Source organism: Halomonas sabkhae (assembly GCF_030409265.1).
Lineage (GTDB): Bacteria > Pseudomonadota > Gammaproteobacteria > Pseudomonadales > Halomonadaceae > Halomonas > Halomonas halmophila.
In genome coordinates this window covers 101,964-122,415 of sequence record NZ_JAUFPM010000015.1, presented here as the reverse complement: position 1 = coordinate 122,415, position 20,452 = coordinate 101,964, and the positions used below count along the sequence as shown (strand labels likewise).

Here is a 20,452-nt window from a genome sequence, read left to right as displayed (position 1 = left end):
GCGTTGCAGTTTGTCATTGTCATGTTGCCTGTCCTTTGGGGTGGGTGAGTGAAACAGAAGGTCGGGGCAGCGGTTTCAGGACACAGGGGCCCCGGCCCGGCCGCTTGCGCGGCCGGGAGTCAGGGAATTGCCGGGGAGAAAACGGTCAGACGTGCCGCAAGTACCAGTCGTATTCCAGCTTGCTGACCGATTGCAGGCTCTGGTCGCGCTCGGCACGGCGATTGGCGATGAAGACGCGCAGGAAATCGGGTCCCAGTGCCTCGGCCAGTGGTTCGCTGTGTTCCAGCAGGTCCAGTGCCTGGCGCCAGCTGTTGGTCAGGGACGGCGCGACCTGGTCATAGGCATTGCCGGTGATCGCCGGCGGCGGTGTCAGGTGCTGGTGAAGGCCGTGGTCGATGGCGGCGAGCAGGGTGGCCACCAACAGGTAGGGATTGACGTCAGCGCCGGCCACCCGATGTTCGATGCGCCTTGCCCGGTTGTCCCCGGAGGGGATGCGCACCGCGACGGAGCGGTTGTCGTAGCCCCAGGTCGGCGCCATGGGCACGTAGAGGCCCGGCTGGAAACGCTTGAAGGAGTTCAGATTGGGGGCGAGCAGGCCCATCGAGGCGGGCATGGTGTCCAGCAGGCCGGCCACGGCGCGGCCGAGTTCCGGCGTGCCGAGCGGCGCCCCGTCCTCATCGGCAAAGATGTTGCGGCCGGCCTCGTCGAGCAGGCTGATATGCACATGAGTGCCGCTGCCGGCCTCGCTGCCGTAAGGCTTGGCCATGAAGGTGGCCTCGAAACCGTGCTTGAGGGCCACGCCCTTGATCAGACGCTTGAGCAGCACGGCGCTGTCACAGGCCGTCAGTGCGCTGTCGCAGTGCAGCAGGTTGATCTCGAACTGCCCCGGGGCGCATTCCTTCAGGGCGGTGTCCAGCGGCAGCCCCTGGGTGTCGGCGGCCGCTTGGATGGCTTCGAGGAAGTCGGCGTATTCATCCAGCTCGTTGATCGAGTAGAGCTGGCTTTGCGTGGCCCGTTCCTGGCTGCATGGCGATAGTGGCGGCTGGATCACGCCCAGTTCGTTGCGCTGTCGGTCGACCAGGTAAAACTCCAGCTCCAGGGCCACGACCGGTGTCAGCCCGGCCCGCCGGAAGCGTTCGAGCACACCATCCAGGACCTGACGGGGATCGGCGAAGAAGGGCCGGCCGTCGGCTTCCGACATGCTCATCAGCAGTTGCGCCTGCCGACCGTCGCGCAGCCAGGGGCTCGGCATCAGACTGCCGGGTACCGGGTGGCAGACACGGTCGCCATCGCCGGTCTCGAGTCCCAGGCCGGTTTCCTCGATGGTATTGCCATGAATATCCAGTGCAAAGACGGAGGCAGGCAGGTTGACCCCGTCACGGTAGACCTTTTCGAGATTCTCCCGGGGAATGCGTTTGCCGCGCAGCACGCCGTTCAAGTCGCTGATCAACAGATCGATCGTGGCGATCTCGGGATGCTGCTCGAGAAAGGCTGTGGCTTCATCGACGGAATCGGGTGACATGTGGCACCTGTTGGAATCGGGTTGTTGATGATGGTGTCATTCTTGGATCAACATTCTCTGTTGTCAAATATTTTATACCAGCGCTCATCGGGCGTAGCCATGTCATGTCCTTTAATCGTTTAGTATCAGTGGGTTATATAGATGGTTGGTAGGCCGAGTGATCACGATTTGGCAAGACCGTTCAAGCCGTGTATGTTGATTAAAGCATAACAATCGTGCTCTCGATTCGATCAAGGAGGCTATCATGCCGACGCGTCCTCTGGTGGGCGTCATCGCCTGTCGCCGTGAGGTGGAGGGGCATCCATCCCACATGGTCACCGACAAGTATTTGAGCGCCCTGCGCGACTACGGGCTGGCACCGGTCATGCTGCCGGTCTGGGAGGATATCTCGCCGGCAGAGGTGGCGGCCCTGACCGGCCGTCTCGATGGCCTGGTGCTGACCGGCAGCCACACCAATGTGGCGCCTCAGCGTTACGCGGCCGAGCGGATACCCGAAAACACCCGGGCGGATCATGATCGCGACAGCCTTGCCATGGCGCTGGTGTCGGTGGCGCTGGAGCGCGACCTGCCTTTGCTGGGCATCTGTCGAGGCTTCCAGGAGATCAATGTGGCGCTCGGTGGCAGCCTTTACCAGGCCGTGCAGAACCAGCCGGGCAAGCTCGATCACCGCGAACCGGAAGGCGACAAGGCAAGCCGCTATGCGCCGGCGCACGATCTGGCTATTCGGCCGGGGGGCGTCCTGGCACGGCTCTTCGACGGTGAGCAGGCGCGCGTCAATTCGCTGCATCAGCAGGGGGTCGATCGCCTGGCCGAGGGTCTCAGGATCGAAGCCGTGGCACCCGATGGCCTGGTCGAAGCTGCATCGGTGACCGGGGCCAGGAGCTTCGCACTGGCGGTTCAATGGCACCCCGAGTGGCAGCCCGGGACGCATGCGCTCTACGACGCCATCTTCCGCGGCTACGCCAGGGCCTGTGAAGCGCATCAAGGTCAGCTGACCGAGGCGTCAATCTGACATCACCGTATGGCGAATGGAGGGTATCAGCATGCTGACCCACGAATACCAGGCTCGGGATGGTGCCCATCACCTGCACCCCTTCACCGATTTCAAGGCGCTGGCGGACCAGGGCAGTCGCGTCATCACTCATGGTGAGGGAGTCTACATCCACGACAGCGAGGGCAATCGCATCCTCGACGGCATGGCCGGCCTGTGGTGCATGAACCTCGGCTATGGCCGCCGTGAGCTGGTCGAGGCGGCAACCGCGCAGCTCGAACAGCTCCCTTACTACAATACCTTCTTCAAGACCACGCACCCGCCGGCCGTGCGCCTGGCCGAGAAGCTGTGCGCTCTCGCACCGCCACATATCCAGCATGTCTTTTTCACGGGCTCGGGTTCCGAGGCGAACGATACCGTGCTGCGCATGGTGCGTCGCTACTGGGCCCTGAAGGGGCGACCCGAAAAACACTGGGTCATCGGGCGAGAGAATGGCTATCACGGCTCCACCCTGGCCGGCATGAGCCTGGGCGGCATGGCGCCCATGCATGGTCAGGGTGGCCCCTGCGTGCCGGGCATCGCTCATATCCGCCAGCCTTACTGGTTTGGCGAGGGGCGCCTCGACGAGGCGCATGGCATGTCGCCGGAGGCGTTCGGGCAGGCCTGTGCCGCGGCGCTGGACGACAAGATTCGCGAGCTGGGCGCCGAGAATGTGGCGGCTTTCATCGCCGAGCCCGTGCAGGGCGCCGGTGGGGCCATCATGCCACCCGAGAGCTACTGGCCGGCGGTCAAGGCGGTACTGGCGAAATACGATATCCTGCTGGTCGTCGATGAAGTGATCTGTGGCTTCGGGCGGCTCGGTGAGTGGTTCGGCAGCCAGCACTATGGCCTGGAACCCGACCTGATGCCCATCGCCAAGGGGCTGTCTTCCGGTTACCTGCCGATCGGCGGCGTGCTGGTGGGCGAGCGTGTCGCCGAGACACTGGTTGAAGAAGGGGGGGAGTTCTTCCATGGTTTTACCTACTCGGGGCACCCGGCCTGTGCCGCCGTGGCACTCAGGAACCTGGAGCTGCTCGAAGCCGAGGGGATCGTCGATCGGGTGCGTGACGACCTCGGCCCTTATCTGGCCGAGCGCTGGGCCAGCCTGGCCGATCATCCCATCGTCGGTGAGGCCCGTTCCCTGGGGCTGATGGGCGCCCTGGAGCTGGTGGCCGACAAGGCAACCGGCCAGCGCTTCGACAAATCGCTGGCGGCCGGCAATCTGTGCCGTGACCTGTGCTTCACCAGCGGCCTGGTGATGCGTTCGGTGGGCGATACCATGATCATTGCGCCACCGCTGGTCATCCGTCGGGAAGAAATCGATGAACTGGTGGAGCTGGCGCGCCACGCTCTGGACGAGACCGCCCGCCGGCTGACGCGCACCGCGCAAACACAAGAGGAGCCATTCGCATGAACGTTCAATCTTCGCCGCTCGCCGCCTCGGTGCCCGAGACCCATGCCGACTGGCAGGCGCTGGCCGAGCGGCTGCAAGCCGAAAGGGGCTTCGAGACGCGGGCCTATCTGGACAATGACTTCGTCGCTGCCGTCAGCGGGGAGACGCTCACGACCATCAATCCGGCGACCGGCGAGCCGCTGGCCGAGGTCGCCAGTTGTGACGTGGCGGATGCCGAGGCGGCGGTGACGGTGGCGCGTCGTGCCTTCGACGGCGGCGCCTGGTCACGCCTGGCGCCGGGCGAGCGCAAGGCCGTGCTGCTGCGCCTGGCCGACCTGCTCGAGACGCATCGCCACGAGCTGGCCCTGCTCGACAGTCTGGACATGGGCAAGCCGGTTTCCAGTGCCCTGGGTGACATGGCCGGTGCCATCGGGTGCATTCGTCATCATGCCGAGTCCATCGACAAGCTGTATGGCGAAGTGGCCCCGACCGGCGAGGACAGTCTCGGCCTGGTGCTGCGCGAGCCGCTGGGAGTGGTGGCCTCCATCGTACCCTGGAACTTCCCGATGATGATGACCGCCTGGAAGATCGGCCCGGCGCTGGCCGCCGGCAACAGCGTCATCCTCAAACCCTCGGAAAAGTCGCCGCTGTCGGCGTTGCGCCTGGCCCAGCTGACCCGTGAAGCCGGGTTGCCGCATGGCGTCTTCCAGGTGCTGCCAGGCTTCGGTCATACGGTGGGCAAGGCGCTGGCCTTGTCGATGGAAGTCGACTGCCTGTCCTTCACCGGCTCCACCGGCGTGGGCAAGCAACTCATGCAGTATGCCGGGCAATCCAACCTCAAGAAGGTCTACCTGGAGTGTGGCGGCAAGAGCCCCAATCTGGTGTTTGCCGACTGCAAGGATCTGGAGCGGGTGGCCGAGCATGCCGCTGCCGCCATCTTCCACAACCAGGGCGAGGTGTGCATCGCCGGTTCGCGACTGCTGGTCGAGAACAGCATTCGCGAGGCCTTCGTCGACAGGGTGCTGGCGGCGGCCGAACGCATGCAGCCCGGTGATCCGCTGGATCCGGCCAGCTTCATGGGCGCCATGGTCGACCGGGCACAGTATCAGCGTGTGCTCGACTATATTCACCGTGGCGTGGAAGAGGGCGCCGCGCTGCGTACCGGTGGCCAGGTCGAGGCCGGCGACGGGCTCAACGGTCAAGGGCTCTTCATCCGGCCGACGGTCTTCGATGGCGTCACCGATGGCATGGCCGTGGGTCGCGAGGAAATTTTCGGGCCCGTGCTGGCGGTGTTCGGCTTCGACACCGAGGAAGAGGCACTGCGGCTGGCCAATGACAGTGACTATGGCCTCGCCGCAGGTGTCTGGAGTCAGGATATCGATCGCATCATGCGGGTTTCCCGGCGCCTGCAATCCGGCCAGGTCTTCGTCAACAACTGGGCCGACATGGATCAGACGGTGCCCTTCGGGGGCGTCAAGCAGTCCGGCAATGGTCGCGACAAGTCCCACCACTCGCTGGAAGAGTATTCCGACCTTAAGACGGTGTGGATGACGTTGACCCCAACCTCCTCCCTCTGAGGGCCGGCTGCTTTACGTGTTGCGCCCTGGGCCGGCGTCAGCGTCAGAAGCTGCGCGCCGGAGTGGCGCAACTGACCAGGCGGCAGGCGACCTCGCCGATGTTGCGGAAGCGGTGGGGGACATTGGTGTTGAAGTAGTAGGCTTCGCCGGTGCCCAGCACACGCGTGCTGCCGCCGATGGTGATCTCGATTTCGCCCTCCAGCACGATGCCGGCTTCCTCGCCCTGGTGGGCGATCATTTCACGGCCGGTATCGGCGCCGGGCGGGTAGGTCTCGACCATGAAGCCGAGCGCCCGGTTGGTGCGATTGGCGCCCACCAGCTTGTAAATGACGTCGCCACTGCCCACGTCGGCAAGTTCTTCCGCCGAATAGAACACCTGGTCACGGCTTTCCAGGTTCATGGTGAAGAAATCGCCGACGCTCATGGGAATGGCGTCGAGGATCTTCTTCAGTGAGCTCACCGATGGGCTGACCTTGCCTTGCTCGATCAACGACAGGCTGGAGTGGGTCACGCCACAGCGCTTGGCGAGCTCCCGCTGGGATATGTTGCGCAGGTTGCGCAGGGCTCGCAGGCGCGCACCGACATCGTCGGCCATGGTGTCTTCCTCGGTGGTCATCTCGGTCATGTCGTTGGCAATGAGTCGCTTGAGTGGGGGGGAGTGGCGGGTGTCAGTGGCGCACACCCTGTAATATCCAGGCATCGCGCGGGATCGGCGTGCCGTGGCCGTGGAGCACGCGCAGCCCGCCAGTGCCTTCCATGATGATCGCCTGAACGCTCTGCGGGTCGATGACGTTGGCCGCGCGCATGGCGGTGCGCAGGTCGTCCTCGGTGACCCGGGCGCAGTCCATGTTGTCCCACAGGATTTCGCCGCCCGCCTGCATCAGCAGGATGGGCGGCGAATCGATGGTGCGCCGCACGGCATCCTGGCGGCGGCGCCAGCCCGATACCACGACCTGCAGGCCGTAGAGGGTGGTGAGTCCCACCAGGCCGGGAAGCAGGGCGCTGGGTCCGGTGACCACCGTCGAGGCCATGATCGAGCCGATGGCGATGGTGGCGGCGATATCGAAGGACGACAGCTGGGCAAAGCTGCGCACGCCGCACAGCTTGGCCAGCACCAGGATGAGCAGGTACATGGCCAGCGCCGTGCCCATGGTCTGCAGCATATCGATGACTGCCGTGGGTAGGGCGCTTGTCATGCAACCTCCTTCAATGGGTCAGGTGAGCCGTCGAACGGACTGGCGTACCCGTATCGCGCACCCATTCGCCGGGAGCGAATGGCAACGCCAGATGGGCGAGCGCAGCAGGTTTGGACACCCTCTCAGCAGAGGGCATCGAGTTTCTCCTTGAGCAGGCCGTTGACCTGCTGCGGATTGGCCGTGCCGCGCGAGGCCTTCATGACCTGGCCGACGAAATAGCCGATCATCTTGCCGCGTTTTTCCGGCTCGGCATCGCGGTACTGCGCCACCTGTGCCGGGCTGTCGGCGATGACCTGGTCGATCATGGCCTCGATGGCGCCGGTGTCGGTGACCTGCTTGAGCCCCTTGGCCTCGATGATGGTATCGGCGCTGTTGTCGGCGTTGCCGCCTTCACCCTGCCACATGGCCTGGAAGACTTCCTTGGCGGCCTTGCCGTTGATGGTGTCATCGAGCACCCGGGTGATCAGCAGACCGAGCTGTTCGGCGGACACCGGGCTGTCAGCGATGGCCAGGCTTTCGCGGTTGAGCGCCCCGGAGAGGTCGCCCTGCACCCAGTTGGCGGCCTGCTTGGCGTCGCCGCAGACTTCCTTGACGCGCTCGAAGTACTCGGCCATGGCGCGGCTGGCGGACAGCACACCGGCATCATAGGCGGACAGCCCCAGCTCATGCTCGAAGCGTGAGCGCTTGTCCGCCGGCAGCTCCGGCAGGTTCGCGCGCAGGTGGTCGACATAGGCCTGATCGAGCACCACCGGCAGCAGATCCGGGCAGGGGAAGTAGCGATAGTCGTTGGCTTCCTCCTTGGTGCGCATGCTGCGGGTTTCATCGGCCTCGGGGTCGAAGAGGCGGGTTTCCTGCACCACCTCGCCGCCGTCCTCGATGAGGTCGATCTGGCGTTCGACCTCGAATTCGATGGCGCGCTCGACGAAGCGGAAGGAGTTGACGTTCTTGATCTCGGCCCGGGTGCCGAAGGCGTCCTGACCCTTGGGCCTGACCGAGACGTTGACGTCACAGCGCATCGAGCCCTCGGCCATGTTGCCATCCGAGATGCCCAGGTAGGTGACGATGGAATGGATGGCCTTGAGGTAGGCCGCGGCTTCCTTCGCCGAGCGCATGTCGGGTTCCGAGACGATCTCCAAAAGCGGCGTGCCGGCACGGTTGAGGTCGATGCCGGTCATGCCGTGGAGGTCTTCGTGCAGGGACTTGCCGGCGTCCTCTTCGAGGTGCGCGTGGTGCACGCGAACCCGTTTGGTCGTGCCGTCCTCCAGACTGATCTCGACTTCCCCGGGCCCGACGATGGGGTGGTACATCTGGCTGGTCTGGTAGCCCTTGGGCAGGTCGGCATAGAAGTAGTTCTTGCGGTCGAAGACCGAGACTTCGGGGATCTCGGCGTTGACGCCGAGGCCGAACTGGACCGCCATGGCCACCGCGGACTCGTTGAGCACCGGCAGCACCCCGGGCAGGCCCAGGTCCACCGCGCAGGCCTGACTGTTGGGCTCGGCGCCGAAGGCGGTGGAGGCGCCGGAAAAGATCTTGGAACGGGTGGCGAGCTGGACGTGGACCTCCAGACCGATCACGGTTTCCCATTGCATCAGGCGGACTCCTCGGCGAAGGCGGGACGGCGCAGGTGCCAGTCGGTGGCTTGCTGGAATTGATGGGCGACGTTGAGCAGCTGGGCCTCGGCGAAGTGCGTGCCGAGAACCTGCAGCCCCACGGGGCGGTTCCCGGCGAAGCCGGCCGGTACGCTGATGCCGGGAATGCCGGCCAGGTTCACGGCAATGGTGTAGATGTCCTGCAGGTACATCGACACCGGGTCCTTGTTGGCGCCCAGATCGAAGGCCGGGGTGGGGGACGCCGGCCCCATCAGCACGTCGACTTCGTCGAAGGCATCCAGGAAGTCCTGGCGGATCAGGCGGCGTACCTGCTGCGCCTTCTTGTAGTAGGCATCGAAGAAGCCTTCGGACAGGGTGTGGGTGCCGATCAGGATGCGGCGCTTGACCTCGTCGCCGAAGCCCTCGGCACGGCTGCGCTTGTAGAGGTCGACCAGATCCGTTGGCGCCTCGCAGCGGTGGCCGAAGCGCACGCCGTCGAAGCGTGACAGGTTGGACGAGGCCTCGGCCGGCGCGATGACGTAATAGGCCGGAATGGCGTAATGCGTATGCGGCAGGCTGACCTCGCGCACCGTGGCGCCCAGGGATTCATAGACCTGGATGGCCTCGCGCACGGCGGTTTCCACGGCCGGGTCGAGGCCGTCGCCGAAGTATTCCACCGGCAGGCCGATCTTCAGCCCGCTCAAGGGCGCGTCAAGCTCGCTGCTGTAGTCGGGCACGCCGCGGGCCACGCTGGTCGAGTCGCGACCGTCGTGGCCGGCCATGGCACCCAGCAGCAGGGCGCAGTCGGACGCCGAGCGGGCCATCGGGCCGGCCTGGTCGAGGCTCGAGGCATAGGCGATCATGCCGTAGCGCGAGACGCGGCCGTAGGTCGGCTTGAGGCCGGTGATGCCGCAGAAGGCCGCCGGCTGGCGAATCGAGCCGCCGGTATCGGTGCCCATGGCAGCCGGTACCAGGCCGGCCGCCACGGCCGCGGCGCTGCCGCCCGAGGAGCCGCCGGGCACGGCGCTCGGGTCCCAGGGGTTTTTCACCGGGCCGTAGTAGCTGTTCTCGTTGGACGAGCCCATGGCGAACTCGTCCATGTTGGTCTTGCCGAGGCTGACCGTGCCGGCCTCGGTGAGCTTCTCGACGATGCTGGCGTCATAGGGGGCGACGAAGTTGTCGAGCATGCGCGAGCCGCAGCTGGTCTTGACGCCACGCGTGCAGAAGATGTCCTTGAGGGCCAGCGGCAGGCCGTTCAGCGGGCCGGCTTCGCCGCCGGCGCGAGCGGCGTCGGCTCGGTCCGCGGCGCTCAGGGCCTGCTCCGCGGTGACGCTGATGAAGCTGTTGAGTCGACCATCGAGACGGTCGATGCGCCCGAGCAGATCCTGGGTCAGCTCGCGGCTGGAAAACTCGCCGGCACGCAACCCGGCGGCGAGTTCGGTCAATGTCTTATCGTGCATGGGGCCTGGGCTCCGTGATGACATGGCGTTGACGGCGGCCGGGGATCATTCGACGACCCTGGGCACCAGGTAGAGGCCGTTTTCCACGGCCGGCGCGCATTGCTGGAAGTGATCGCGCTGGTCGCTTTCGGTCACCTCGTCGGCGCGCAGGCGCTGGGTGGCATCCAGGGGGTGCGCCATGGGGGTGACGCCCTCGGTGTCCAGTGACTGCAGCTGGTCGACCATTTCCAGGATGCGCCCCAGGTCGTCCAGGTAGTGCGTGGCATCACCTTCGTCCAGGCCGAGGCGGGCCAGATGAGCGGCCCTGAGAACGTCTGCGTGTTCGATCGCCATGATCGGGTGTCCTCGCGAGGGTGGAACAATGTGTCGGAGAAAGAGCGTCAAGTTACCACATCCAGGCTGATGCTGGCAGGGGCCCGGCGAGGCGTTGACGCGCGAAGCGCTTGCCGCTTGCGGGGTGCAGTGATACCGTTTGCTCCCGCACAGGGCTTCCGGACTGCACTAGGTAACGAGTTCATGTTCAAACGTTTGAGGGGGCTGTTTTCCAGCGATCTGTCGATCGACCTGGGTACGGCCAACACACTGATTTATGTTCGCGGTCGCGGTATCGTCCTCGACGAGCCCTCGGTCGTGGCAATTCGCCAGTCCGGCAGCATGCGCAGTGTCGCCGCGGTTGGCGCCGACGCCAAACGGATGCTGGGGCGCACCCCGGGCAACATCACGGCCATCCGGCCGCTCAAGGACGGCGTCATCGCGGATTTCACCGTCACCGAGCAGATGCTGCAGTACTTCATCCGCAAGGTTCACCAGAGCACCTTCCTGACACCCAGTCCGCGGGTGCTGGTCTGCGTGCCCTGCATGTCGACCCAGGTGGAACGCCGTGCCATCAAGGAGTCCGCCGAGGGGGCGGGCGCCCGTGAGGTCTTCCTGATCGAGGAACCCATGGCCGCGGCCATTGGCGCCGGGCTGCCCGTCGAGGAAGCGCAGGGCTCCATGGTGGTCGATGTCGGCGGCGGCACCAGCGAGATCGCCATCATTTCGCTCAATGGCGTGGTCTACTCGGAATCCATCCGCATGGGGGGCGATCGCTTCGACGAAGCCATCACCGCCTATGTGCGCCGCCACTACGGCAGCCTGATCGGCGAGTCCACGGCCGAGCGCATCAAGGAAGAGATCGGGTGTGCCTATCCCGGCGGCGAGCTGCGCGAGATCGACGTTCGCGGACGCAACCTGGCCGAGGGCATTCCGCGCAGCTTCACGCTCAATTCCCACGAGATCCTCGATGCCCTGCAGGAAACCCTGGGGGCCATCGTGGCGGCCGTGAAGTCGGCCCTGGAACAGTCGCCCCCCGAACTCGCCTCCGACATTGCCGAGCGTGGCCTGGTGCTCACCGGTGGCGGTGCGCTGCTGCGCGACCTGGACAAACTGATTGCCGAGGAGACCGGCCTGCCGGTGGTCGTGGCGGAAGACCCGCTGACCTGCGTGGCGCGTGGCGGTGGCAAGGCCCTGGAGATGATCGACCAGCGTACTTTCGAGCTGCTCTCCAGCGACTGACCGGGGAGGTTCCCTATCAAGCCGCTGTTCTCGCACGGATCGGTGCCCTGGGGTCGCATGCTGGTGTGTGCGATCCTCGCCATCGCCCTGATGTTCGCCGACCTGCGCTTCTCGCGCATGGATTCGGTGCGTGCGCAACTCTCCACCCTGGTGGCGCCGGTACAGTGGGTGGTCAGTCTGCCCAGCGATGTTCTCAACTGGGGCGCGCTGGTGCTCTCCGATCAACGCGAGCTGGTGGCGGAAAATCGCCGCCTGCGCGAGCAGGTACTCAGCCTCTCGCACCGGGTGCAGCGCATGGCCAGCCTGACGGCGGAAAATGTGCGTCTGCGCGAGCTGCTCTCGGCCAGCCAGGAAGACGATATTCCCTTCATAACCGGTGAGCTGCTCTCACTGGACCCCGACCCCTTCACGCACCGCATGGTGCTCGATCGTGGCCGGCGCAATGACGTCTTCGTCGGCCAGCCGGTCATGGATGCCTCGGGCCTGGTCGGTCAGGTGACATCGGTATCGGCCTACTCGAGTCGCGTGCTGCTGGTCACCGATGCCAGCCATGCGCTGCCCGTCCAGGTGAATCGCAATGGCCTGCGCTTCGTGGCGCAGGGTGCCGGGCGCGACCAGCGCCTCAATGTACTGCATGTGCCCGACACGGCCGACATCCGCGAGAATGATCTGCTGGTCACCTCTGGTCTGGCCGGCCGCTTCCCGCCGGGCTTCCCGGTGGCGCGTGTCGAAGAGGTGGTGCATGATCCGGGGGAACCCTTTGCCAGGGTTGAGGCCAACCCTCTGGCCAAGCTGCAGCGCTCGCGCCACTTCCTGTTGCTGTTTCCGCCCGAGCCGCGCAACGACGAGGGGCGCGGTGGCTGGGAGGCGACGCTGGACCCGGTCGCCGTCGAGATGGCACGCCAGGTGGCCGGTGATGTCGAGCCGGAGGAGGCCCCCTGAATGGCACGCGCGACTCCGACCCCCATGATCTGGGTATGGCTATCGATGCTGCTGGCGCTGTGCCTTCAGGTGATGCCCCTGGCCGACGGCTGGCAGATCTGGCGGCCCGACTGGCTGGGGCTGATGCTCATCTACTGGTGCATGAAGACGCCGCAACGGGTCGGGGTCGTGCATGGCTTCGTGCTGGGCATTCTGCTGGACCTCATCGAGGGCGTGCCGCTGGGTCAGAATGCGTTGCTGCTGGCCTTGCTGGCCTTTCTCTGTGCACTGGTCTATCCACGTTTCCGGGCCTATTCGCTGTTGCAGCAGGCCGTGTTGATCCTGGTGCTGCTGGGCTCCGTGCAGCTCGTGGAGCAATGGCTGCGAACCCTGCTGGGGCCCTTCTCGATCCATCTGTCCTTCCTGCTGCCCTCCTTGATCGGGGCCGTGCTGTGGCCCTGGCTGACGACCCTGTTCCGGGCGATGCGTCGCCGGGTCACCCATTCATGACGGGAGCGTGACATGACCCTGGACCCTCGGCCTTACCTGCGACTGGCGTCGGCCTCGCCGCGCCGCCGGGAATTGCTCACCAGCATCGGCGTGAGCGTCGAGGTCAGCCCTGTCGACCTGGATGAGACACCGCTACCGGGGGAGGCGCCGCGCGACCATGTCCTGCGCCTGGCTCGCGACAAGGCCGTTGCCGGCCATGCGGCGGGCGGCCCGGCGACCCTGGGTGCCGATACCGTGGTGGTCGTGGATGGCCGGGTTCTCGGCAAGCCGCGCGATGCCGGGCACGCCCGATCCATGCTGGAGACCCTGGCCGGGCGCAGCCATGAGGTGATGACCGGCGTCGCGGTGCAGGGCCCCGCCGGTCTGCTCACCCGCTGCGTGGTGAGCCGAGTGACGCTGCGGGATATCCCGGCGGCGGAGATGGCGGCCTACTGGCGTACCGGCGAGCCGCTCGACAAGGCCGGGGGCTACGCCATTCAGGGGTTCGGTAGCGTCTTCGTGACGCACCTCGAGGGTAGCTACTCGGCGGTGGTGGGACTGCCCCTGTGCGAAACCGCGGAGATCCTGCGTCGCCAGGCCGTGCCGCTGTGGAATCTTCCTGTGTCATAATGACTTGAACAACTTCGGGGTCGCTGACCGGCCGGTTTGCCAGATGCTGCGTTGCGCGGGACAAGACCCGCGAAACGGGACGCGATTCAAGGGCGGCCGTGGCACGGATGCGTCTTCAGGACTCTTCTCAAGATAAGGACTTCGCATGAGCGGTGAAGTACTCATCAATCTGACGCCGATGGAGACCCGCGTGGCCGTGGTGGAAAACGGCGTGCTTCAGGAAGCCTTCATCGAGCGGGCGCGGCGACGCGGTATTGTCGGCAACATCTACCAGGGGCGCGTGGTTCGGGTACTGCCCGGGATGCAGGCCGCCTTCATCGATATCGGGCTCGATCGGGCCGCCTTCATCCATGCGCATGAGGTCATGCCGCCGGGCACGCCGGCGGACGAGCAGGCCTCGATTTCCCAGCTGCTCCAGGAGGGGCAGTCGCTGGTGGTACAGGTCACCAAGGATCCCATCGGCTCCAAGGGAGCGCGCCTGACCACACATCTCTCGGTGCCGTCGCGCTACCTGGTCTACATGCCGGATTCACCGCACAACGGCGTCTCCCAGCGCATCGAGGACGAAGGCGAGCGCGAGCGCCTGCGTGCCCAGGTGGAGGCGGCGCTCGGCGAGCAGACCCTGGAGGTCCAGGGCGGCTTCATCGTGCGCACTGCCGCGGAAGGCGTGACCGACGAGGAACTCGCCGGCGACATGCACTTCCTGCTGCGGCTGTGGCGCAAGGTCAGCGAGCGGCGTGTCAGTGCGCCGGCGCCCAGTGTCATCTATGATGATCTGCCGCTGTTCATGCGGACCCTGCGTGATGTGATGCGCGATGACATCGAGAAGGTGCGCATCGACTCCCGCGAGAATCATGTCAAGCTGCTCGAGTTCGCCGAAGAGTTCATGCCGGACGCGCTGAATCGCATCGAGCACTATGCCGGGGAACGCCCCATCTTCGACCTGTTCAGCGTCGAGGACGAGATCCAGAAGGCGCTGGCGCGCAAGGTCCAGCTCAAGTCAGGGGGCTACCTGGTCATCGACCCGACCGAGGCGATGACCACCATCGACGTCAACACCGGCGGTTTCGTGGGCCATCGCAACCTCGAGGAAACCATCTTCAAGACCAATCTCGAGGCGGCGACGACCATTGCCCGGCAGCTGCGCCTGCGCAATCTCGGCGGCATCATCATCATCGACTTCATCGACATGGATGATACCGAGCATCAGCGCCAGGTGCTGCGCGTGCTGGAAAAGGCGCTGGAGCGCGATCACGCCAAGACCAAGTGCACCGGCGTGACCGAACTGGGCCTGGTGCAGCTGACCCGCAAGCGCACCCGCGAGAGCCTGGAGCAGACCCTGTGCGAGCCGTGCCCGGTCTGTGAGGGGCGCGGTACCCTCAAGACACCGGAGTCGGTGTGCTACGAGATCTTCCGCGAGATCCTGCGCGAGGAGCGCGCCTACAGCGCCGAGACCTATACCGTGCTGGCGGCGCAGTCGGTGGTCGACCGCCTGCTCGACGAAGAGTCGGCCGCGGTGGCGGATCTCGAGGAATTCATCGGCAAGACCATCCGCTTTCAGGTGGAGTCGCATTATTCCCAGGAGCAGTACGACATCGTACTGATGTGAACCATGTCGCCGAGTCGCCTTGTCCTCCGTTGGTCCTTGACGCTGCTGGCCCTGGCGTTGTCGCTGGTGGCCGTGCTGCTGCTGGTGCTGCGTCTGCTGCTGGGGCAGGTCGATCACTGGGCACCGGAGATCGAGTCGCAGCTCGCGTCGCGGTTTTCCAGCGAGGTGTCGCTGGCCCGGGCGCAGGGCGGGGTGGCCGGGCTCGACCCCTGGCTGGCCGTCAGCGATCTGGATTTCCGCTCGCGTCAGGGGCTCGGCAATGTGCCCCTGCTGGAGATCGAGAAAGCCCGGCTGCGGCTGGACACGGCGGCCAGCCTCGGGCAGGGCATGCCGGTCCTCGCCCAGTCGCACCTGGCCGGTATCACCCTGCATCTGTATCAGAATGAAGACCTGGGCTGGCAATGGCCGGCACCCGCCGATGTACCGCCGGAACTGATGCCCAGTGGTTCCTTCGATCTATCGCGCCTGGATTTCTGGGTCGGCGTGCTGTTACGCCAGCGGGCCTGGGCGGATGATCTGCGCGTCGTCTTGCATGGCCGCCAGCGCCAGATGGTGCTGGAGGCGCCCCGGCTGCTGGTGACCGGCGACAGTGGGCAGACGCATCTGGAAGGTGAAGTGCGTCTGCGTGATCGTCCCGGCACGGCCTTCAAGGCGGTGATGGATGTCAACTGGCAGGGCGCAGGCGGCGGGTTCGATGCTTCGCTGCAGGCCGACATGCAGCTCGACAGCCTCATCGGGGTGGCCGAGGTGATGGGTATCGATGACATCCTGCGCCTCGATGATGCCGAGGGCCAGGCACGGCTCTGGGGGCGCTGGCAGGCGGGGCGCCTGGCCGATGTGCGTGTCGATCTCGACTCGCCGCGCCTGCGCTTGAGCCGTGACAGTGCCCCGGCGGCGGATGGTGACAGTACCGGGATCGCGCTGGAAGACGTATCGCTTCAGGGCAAGTGGTTGCGTGACGACAGCGGGCAGGGCTGGGAAGCCTGGTTCGCCAGTCATGCCCGCAGCGTGGGGGCGCCGCCGCAGAGCGGCCCTCCAGTGCCGCGTTACTGGCATGCCAGCGGCGAGGGTCAGGACTGGTGGGCCAGGGGTAGCCACTTCGAGCTGGACGCCTTGACGGCCTGGCATGATCGCTTTCCCCTGCCCGAGAGCCTGACGCGCAGCGTCGAGGCGCTGTCGCCCAGTGGCCGGGTGGCGGGACTGGCGTTCGGTCACCGGGATGGCCAGTGGCGGGCTCGAGCGAGTGCCACCGATGTATCCGTCTCCCCCTGGGAGGATGCCCCCGGCGGCGGCCCGGCGGACCTCTGGCTCGAGGCCGATGGCAGCAAGGGACGCGTGCGCTTCGTGGATAGTGGCAATGCCCGGCTGTCCTTTCCTGGCATCTTCGCCGCGCCCATGCAGCTCACCAGTGCCAGCGGCGAGGTGGTCTGGTCCTTTGCCGGCCCTCGCCGCTCGGTCAGCGGCCGGAACCTGCAGGCCGTGTGGAATGGCGCCCGTGTCGAGGGCGGCTTCGGCCTGGCGATGGACGAGCAGGAGCGGGGTGGCTTCGGACTGCAGCTGGCCTTCGAGAATGTCGACGCCCTGGACCGGCCGCTGACCGACTGGCTGCCGATGCCGCTACTACGCAATGAGGTCGATGCCGAGCTGGCCGACTGGCTTGCCGGCGGAGTGGCCGGCCGCGTGCCGCAGGGTGCCCTGAGCCTGCATGTGCCCTTCGATGGCCAGCCCGATGATGCACCCGACGCGTCAGGGAAGGACGGGCCGCCGCTGCAGCTGGAACTGACGGTCGAGCAGGGCCACCTGCCCTTCGACCCGGCCTGGCCGGCGCTGGACAACGTCCAGGGGCAGCTGAGCGTGGATGGCGGAAGCCTGAGTGCCCGCCTGACGCGCGCCGAGAGCCTGGGGATCGAGACCCGCGATGCCAGTGTCAGCCTGGGCGAGGACGAGGTGCTGAACGTTGAGGCCCCCCTGGAAGCCTCGGTGGCCGCGCTGTCGCGCTATCTGGCCGCCCTGCCGGCAGCAGGCCAGGAAGCCGTCGCCGACTGGGAAGGGGAAGGCGAAATCACGGGGCAGCTGGATGTCAGTCTGCCGCTGTCGCGTCCGCAAGCCCTGTCGGCGGCCTTCGAAGGTCGGGCCTCGGTACCCCGCCTGAGTCATGTGCCGACTGGGCTGACCTTCGAATCACTGCAGGGCCCGATTGCCTGGCACCAGCAAGGAGAGGATGGGACCCCGAGCGGCGAGTTGAACGGGCGGCTGCTGGGCGGCCCCTTCAAGGCCACGATGGATAGCGATGCCGCGGGTGTCGATCTTTCGGGCAGGGTCTCGGCCGAGGCACTGCTCGCCCTGGGGGCGCCCTCCGCAGCGGGGTCCTTGATGCGGGGAGACGCCGCCTGGCGGGGGCAGATCGCGCTCGGGGAAGCGACGCCGAGTCTGTCCCTGAGCAGTGACCTGCAGGGGCTGGGGATCGACCTGCCGGCGCCCCTTGGCAAGGCGCCCGGTGAAACGCGGCCGCTGCGTCTGAACATGCAGCTCGGTGAGCCCATGCAGCTGAGCGGCAACCTGGGAGAGCGTCTCGGGTTGCGCTGGCAGGGCGGCGAGGCGCCACGCGGCCGGCTATGGGTCGGCGGCAATCCTCCTGCCGGCTGGCCATCCGAGCCGGGCTGGTCGGTGACCGCCGATCTGCCACGCTTCGCCCCGGCGACCTGGGGCAAGGCACTGTCGCCGCTGGCAGGCGCCGGCTCCGGTGCGGCCACGAGTGGTGCCAGTGCGGTGTCACGGGTCAGGGTGCAGACCGATTGCCTGCGCATCGAGGAGCGCTGCCTGGGCGCGCTGAGCCTTGACGGAGGGCCCGATGGCCAGGGCTGGCGCTTCGATCTGGATGGCAGCCTGATGGCCGGGCAGCTCGCTTATCGGCCACAGCAGCATCAGCCGCTGGAGATCGACCTGCAGCGCCTGCGTCTCGATGAGGTGGTGCCGGACAATCAGGCGGTGACGGCCTCCGGGCAGGGGAGCGGCCAGTTGCTCCAGGAGATCGATGTACCGGCACCGCCGGCCCCCATGCTGGAAGGCGTCGGACAATGGCCGGCGGGGCAGTTGAGGGTGGCGTCCCTGCACTGGCAGTCGCGGACCTTCGGGCCCTTCCAGGCCAGCTGGCGTAGCACACCGAACCAATTGACCCTGGATCCGGTCGAACTGACACTGGGCGAGATCGAGGCCCGGGGTAATCTGACCTGGGAAGCCTCGGGGCCGGAGGCCAGCCTGACGCGCTCGCGACTGAGCCTGAGCGGCGGGGATCTGGGATCTGCCCTCGAGGTCCTCGGCCAGCCCGTGGCGGTGACCAGCAGCGAAACGCGCGTCGACAGTCAGCTGGCCTGGCCGGGCGCGCCCTGGCAGTTCGCCCTGGCCCGTTCGCGGGGCGACCTGGGCGTCGAGTTGCGTGATGGTCGTTTCGCCAATCTGGAGTCGCCCTCGGCCAGGGTGGTCGGGCTGCTCAATGTGGATAACCTGCTGCGGCGGTTGCGCCTGGACTTCTCGGATGTCACCGGCAGCGGTACTGCCTTCGACAGTGTCAGCGGCGAGGCAACCCTGTATGGTGGGGTGCTGGAAACACGTGGTCCGGTAACGATCGATGGCACGGCCACCGACTTCACGCTGAACGGCAGCGTCGACCTGGTGCGTCGTGAACTCGATCAGCGACTGGGGATTACCGTGCCCGTCAGCAACAATCTACCCTTGGCGGCCGTGGTCGCCGGCGCCCCGATCGTGGGGGGCGCGCTCTTCGTCGCCGACAAGCTGTTCGGCGACACTATCGACCGTGTGACGCAAATTCATTACCGCGTGCGAGGGCCATGGACTTCGCCGCGCCTCTCTCTGGAAAGTACCGAATGACAGCACAGACGTCTTCCATGCTCGATCAAGCCCGTGAGGTATTGCTCGCGCCCGGTGGTCTCGATCTCGGCTCGCTCGATGCCGGGGTGGGGCATGCCATGGGGCCGGGCATCGATTATGCCGACCTGTATTTCCAGCGCAGCTGGCACGAGGGCTGGTCGCTCGAGGACGGCGAGGTCAAGGAGGCCAGCTACAACATCGATGGTGGTGTCGGCGTGCGCGCCATGGCCGGCGAGAAGACCGGCTTCGCCTACTCCAATCAGATCACCGCCGATGCGCTGGCCGAGACGGGGCAGACGGCCTCGCGTATCGTGCGCAGCGGTCAGCGCCAGAACACCGGGGCGGGCATTCAGGTCAGCGCCACGCCGTTCTATGCCGGTATCGACCCGCTGACGGGGCTGTCCGCCGACGACAAGATCGCCATGCTCAAGCTCGCCGATCGCGTGGCGCGTGCCGCCGACCCGGCGGTCGAGCAGGTGAGTGCCTCGCTGTCCGGCGTGCACGAAGTGGTGCTCGTGCGTGCCAGCGATGGCACCCAGGCGGTGGACATTCGCCCCCTGGTGCGCTTCAACGTCAGTGTCATCGTGGTGCGCAATGGTCGTCGTGAGCGCGGCAGTGCCGGAGGCGGCGGCCGCTACCCGATGTCGCGTCTGCGCGATGACAACGTCGCCGAACGCTTCGCCAGGGAAGCCGTGCGTCAGGCGCTGGTCAATCTCGAGGCGGTGGATGCGCCGGCCGGCCAGATGCCCGTCGTGCTCGGGGCCGGCTGGCCCGGGATCCTGCTGCACGAAGCCGTGGGCCATGGCCTGGAAGGCGACTTCAACCGCAAGGGCAGCTCGGCCTTCGCCGGCCGCATGGGCGAGCGCGTGGCGGCGCCCGGTGTCACGGTGGTCGATGATGCGACCCTGGCCGATCGGCGCGGCTCGATGAGTGTCGATGACGAGGGCACCCCGGGACAGTACACCCCCCTGATCGAGGACGGCATCCTGACCGGCTACATGCAGGACAAGCTCAACGCCCGCCTGATGGGCATGGCGCCCACCGGCAATGCCCGGCGCGAGTCCTTCGCCCACCTGCCCATGCCGCGCATGACCAATACCTACATGCAGGCCGGCGAGGATGACCCGGAAGACATCATCCGCAGTGTCGATCGCGGTATCTATGCCGTCAGCTTCGGGGGCGGTCAGGTGGATATCACCTCGGGCAAGTTCGTGTTCTCGGCCAACGAGGCCTACCTGATCGAGAACGGCCGCATCACGGCCCCGGTCAAGGGCGCTACCCTGATCGGCAACGGCCCCGAAGCCATGGGCCGAGTCTCGATGATCGGCCATGACATGGAACTGGACAGCGGCGTCGGCGTCTGCGGCAAGGAGGGACAGGGCGTCCCGGTCGGGGTGGGACAGCCGACCCTCAAGCTCGACGAACTGACCGTCGGCGGGACGGAGTCCTAGCAGAAGAGATAAGAGGGAAGAGGGAAGAGGGAAGAGAACAATAGAGGACTGGTCCGCGGCACAGGTCTTGGCGCCGGCCGCGAATTTCTTCCTTCTTCAAGGCGCGCAGCGCCGCACTTCAAGCGGCGTAGCCGCGCTCTTCC

The 20,452-nt window shown here is 66.3% G+C and carries 16 protein-coding genes; 10 read left to right on the top strand and 6 right to left on the bottom strand.

Annotated features, from left to right (window positions below):
• Positions 1–145: 145 nt before the first annotated feature.
• Positions 146–1,522: a glutamine synthetase family protein gene (locus QWY79_RS09760; RefSeq protein WP_290272242.1), complete on the bottom strand. Its 1,377-nt coding sequence runs from the start codon at positions 1,520–1,522 to the stop codon at positions 146–148.
• Between the two features lie 244 nt (positions 1,523–1,766).
• On the opposite strand from QWY79_RS09760, the gene QWY79_RS09755 reads away from it, so the two are divergent.
• Genes QWY79_RS09755 through QWY79_RS09745 form a run of 3 tightly spaced genes read left to right on the top strand, consistent with a single transcriptional unit; the run spans position 1,767 to position 5,522 of the window.
• On the top strand, positions 1,767–2,534 hold the full coding sequence (locus tag QWY79_RS09755) for a gamma-glutamyl-gamma-aminobutyrate hydrolase family protein (RefSeq protein ID WP_290272241.1): 768 nt from the start codon (positions 1,767–1,769) through the stop codon (positions 2,532–2,534).
• Positions 2,535–2,565: 31 nt separating this feature from the next.
• Positions 2,566–3,966 carry an aspartate aminotransferase family protein gene (locus QWY79_RS09750; protein ID WP_290272240.1) on the top strand — a complete coding sequence of 467 codons (1,401 nt, stop codon included), beginning with the start codon at positions 2,566–2,568 and terminating at the stop codon, positions 3,964–3,966.
• Complete coding sequence (locus tag QWY79_RS09745; protein ID WP_290272239.1) at positions 3,963–5,522, top strand: aldehyde dehydrogenase; 1,560 nt, start codon at positions 3,963–3,965, stop codon at positions 5,520–5,522. The genes QWY79_RS09750 and QWY79_RS09745 overlap by 4 nt, the downstream gene beginning before the upstream one ends.
• A gap of 43 nt (positions 5,523–5,565) precedes the next feature.
• Here the strand turns inward: QWY79_RS09745 and QWY79_RS09740 are convergent, their stop codons facing one another.
• From QWY79_RS09740 to gatC, 5 genes are all read right to left on the bottom strand, one after another.
• Positions 5,566–6,117 carry a cupin domain-containing protein gene (locus tag QWY79_RS09740; RefSeq protein WP_141318637.1) on the bottom strand — a complete coding sequence of 184 codons (552 nt, stop codon included), beginning with the start codon at positions 6,115–6,117 and terminating at the stop codon, positions 5,566–5,568.
• A gap of 73 nt (positions 6,118–6,190) precedes the next feature.
• Positions 6,191–6,718 (bottom strand): DUF421 domain-containing protein, encoded by a 528-nt coding sequence (locus tag QWY79_RS09735; RefSeq protein WP_290272237.1) that lies wholly within the window; start codon positions 6,716–6,718, stop codon positions 6,191–6,193.
• Positions 6,719–6,840: 122 nt separating this feature from the next.
• Positions 6,841–8,307, bottom strand: coding sequence for an Asp-tRNA(Asn)/Glu-tRNA(Gln) amidotransferase subunit GatB (gatB, locus tag QWY79_RS09730; RefSeq protein WP_290272233.1), 1,467 nt, complete (start codon positions 8,305–8,307; stop codon positions 6,841–6,843).
• Positions 8,307–9,767 carry an Asp-tRNA(Asn)/Glu-tRNA(Gln) amidotransferase subunit GatA gene (gene gatA / locus QWY79_RS09725; protein ID WP_290272231.1) on the bottom strand — a complete coding sequence of 487 codons (1,461 nt, stop codon included), beginning with the start codon at positions 9,765–9,767 and terminating at the stop codon, positions 8,307–8,309. The genes gatB and gatA overlap by 1 nt, the downstream gene beginning before the upstream one ends.
• A gap of 45 nt (positions 9,768–9,812) precedes the next feature.
• On the bottom strand, positions 9,813–10,100 hold the full coding sequence (gene gatC / locus QWY79_RS09720) for an Asp-tRNA(Asn)/Glu-tRNA(Gln) amidotransferase subunit GatC (protein ID WP_141318611.1): 288 nt from the start codon (positions 10,098–10,100) through the stop codon (positions 9,813–9,815).
• Positions 10,101–10,283: 183 nt separating this feature from the next.
• Here gatC and QWY79_RS09715 point away from each other — a divergent pair, with 183 nt between their 5' ends.
• From QWY79_RS09715 to tldD, 7 genes are all read left to right on the top strand, one after another.
• Entirely contained in the window at positions 10,284–11,321 is a 1,038-nt protein-coding gene (locus tag QWY79_RS09715; protein ID WP_141318613.1) for a rod shape-determining protein, read from the top strand.
• A gap of 57 nt (positions 11,322–11,378) precedes the next feature.
• Positions 11,379–12,263, top strand: coding sequence for a rod shape-determining protein MreC (gene mreC / locus QWY79_RS09710; RefSeq protein WP_290272226.1), 885 nt, complete (start codon positions 11,379–11,381; stop codon positions 12,261–12,263).
• Positions 12,264–12,752, top strand: coding sequence for a rod shape-determining protein MreD (mreD, locus tag QWY79_RS09705; protein ID WP_290272224.1), 489 nt, complete (start codon positions 12,264–12,266; stop codon positions 12,750–12,752).
• 12 nt (positions 12,753–12,764) lie between these two features.
• Entirely contained in the window at positions 12,765–13,361 is a 597-nt protein-coding gene (locus tag QWY79_RS09700; RefSeq protein WP_290272222.1) for a Maf family protein, read from the top strand.
• A gap of 145 nt (positions 13,362–13,506) precedes the next feature.
• Complete coding sequence (rng, locus tag QWY79_RS09695) at positions 13,507–14,970, top strand: ribonuclease G (protein WP_290272219.1); 1,464 nt, start codon at positions 13,507–13,509, stop codon at positions 14,968–14,970.
• Positions 14,971–14,973: 3 nt separating this feature from the next.
• Positions 14,974–18,858, top strand: coding sequence for a YhdP family protein (locus QWY79_RS09690; protein WP_290272217.1), 3,885 nt, complete (start codon positions 14,974–14,976; stop codon positions 18,856–18,858).
• Entirely contained in the window at positions 18,855–20,309 is a 1,455-nt protein-coding gene (gene tldD, locus QWY79_RS09685) for a metalloprotease TldD (RefSeq protein ID WP_290272215.1), read from the top strand. Before QWY79_RS09690 ends, tldD begins: the two co-directional genes overlap by 4 nt.
• Positions 20,310–20,452: the final 143 nt, after the last annotated feature.

What these genes read in the sequence shown, in the direction of transcription:
- QWY79_RS09760 (WP_290272242.1), bottom strand. Translation starts at nt 1,522, where the DNA reads ATGTCACCCGATTCCGTCGATGAAGCCACAGCCTTTCTCGAGCAGCAT.
- QWY79_RS09755 (WP_290272241.1), top strand. Translation starts at nt 1,767, where the DNA reads ATGCCGACGCGTCCTCTGGTGGGCGTCATCGCCTGTCGCCGTGAGGTG.
- QWY79_RS09750 (WP_290272240.1), top strand. Translation starts at nt 2,566, where the DNA reads ATGCTGACCCACGAATACCAGGCTCGGGATGGTGCCCATCACCTGCAC.
- QWY79_RS09745 (WP_290272239.1), top strand. Translation starts at nt 3,963, where the DNA reads ATGAACGTTCAATCTTCGCCGCTCGCCGCCTCGGTGCCCGAGACCCAT.
- QWY79_RS09740 (WP_141318637.1), bottom strand. Translation starts at nt 6,117, where the DNA reads ATGGCCGACGATGTCGGTGCGCGCCTGCGAGCCCTGCGCAACCTGCGC.
- QWY79_RS09735 (WP_290272237.1), bottom strand. Translation starts at nt 6,718, where the DNA reads ATGACAAGCGCCCTACCCACGGCAGTCATCGATATGCTGCAGACCATG.
- gatB (WP_290272233.1), bottom strand. Translation starts at nt 8,307, where the DNA reads ATGCAATGGGAAACCGTGATCGGTCTGGAGGTCCACGTCCAGCTCGCC.
- gatA (WP_290272231.1), bottom strand. Translation starts at nt 9,767, where the DNA reads ATGCACGATAAGACATTGACCGAACTCGCCGCCGGGTTGCGTGCCGGC.
- gatC (WP_141318611.1), bottom strand. Translation starts at nt 10,100, where the DNA reads ATGGCGATCGAACACGCAGACGTTCTCAGGGCCGCTCATCTGGCCCGC.
- QWY79_RS09715 (WP_141318613.1), top strand. Translation starts at nt 10,284, where the DNA reads ATGTTCAAACGTTTGAGGGGGCTGTTTTCCAGCGATCTGTCGATCGAC.
- mreC (WP_290272226.1), top strand. Translation starts at nt 11,379, where the DNA reads ATGCTGGTGTGTGCGATCCTCGCCATCGCCCTGATGTTCGCCGACCTG.
- mreD (WP_290272224.1), top strand. Translation starts at nt 12,264, where the DNA reads ATGGCACGCGCGACTCCGACCCCCATGATCTGGGTATGGCTATCGATG.
- QWY79_RS09700 (WP_290272222.1), top strand. Translation starts at nt 12,765, where the DNA reads ATGACCCTGGACCCTCGGCCTTACCTGCGACTGGCGTCGGCCTCGCCG.
- rng (WP_290272219.1), top strand. Translation starts at nt 13,507, where the DNA reads ATGAGCGGTGAAGTACTCATCAATCTGACGCCGATGGAGACCCGCGTG.
- QWY79_RS09690 (WP_290272217.1), top strand. Translation starts at nt 14,974, where the DNA reads ATGTCGCCGAGTCGCCTTGTCCTCCGTTGGTCCTTGACGCTGCTGGCC.
- tldD (WP_290272215.1), top strand. Translation starts at nt 18,855, where the DNA reads ATGACAGCACAGACGTCTTCCATGCTCGATCAAGCCCGTGAGGTATTG.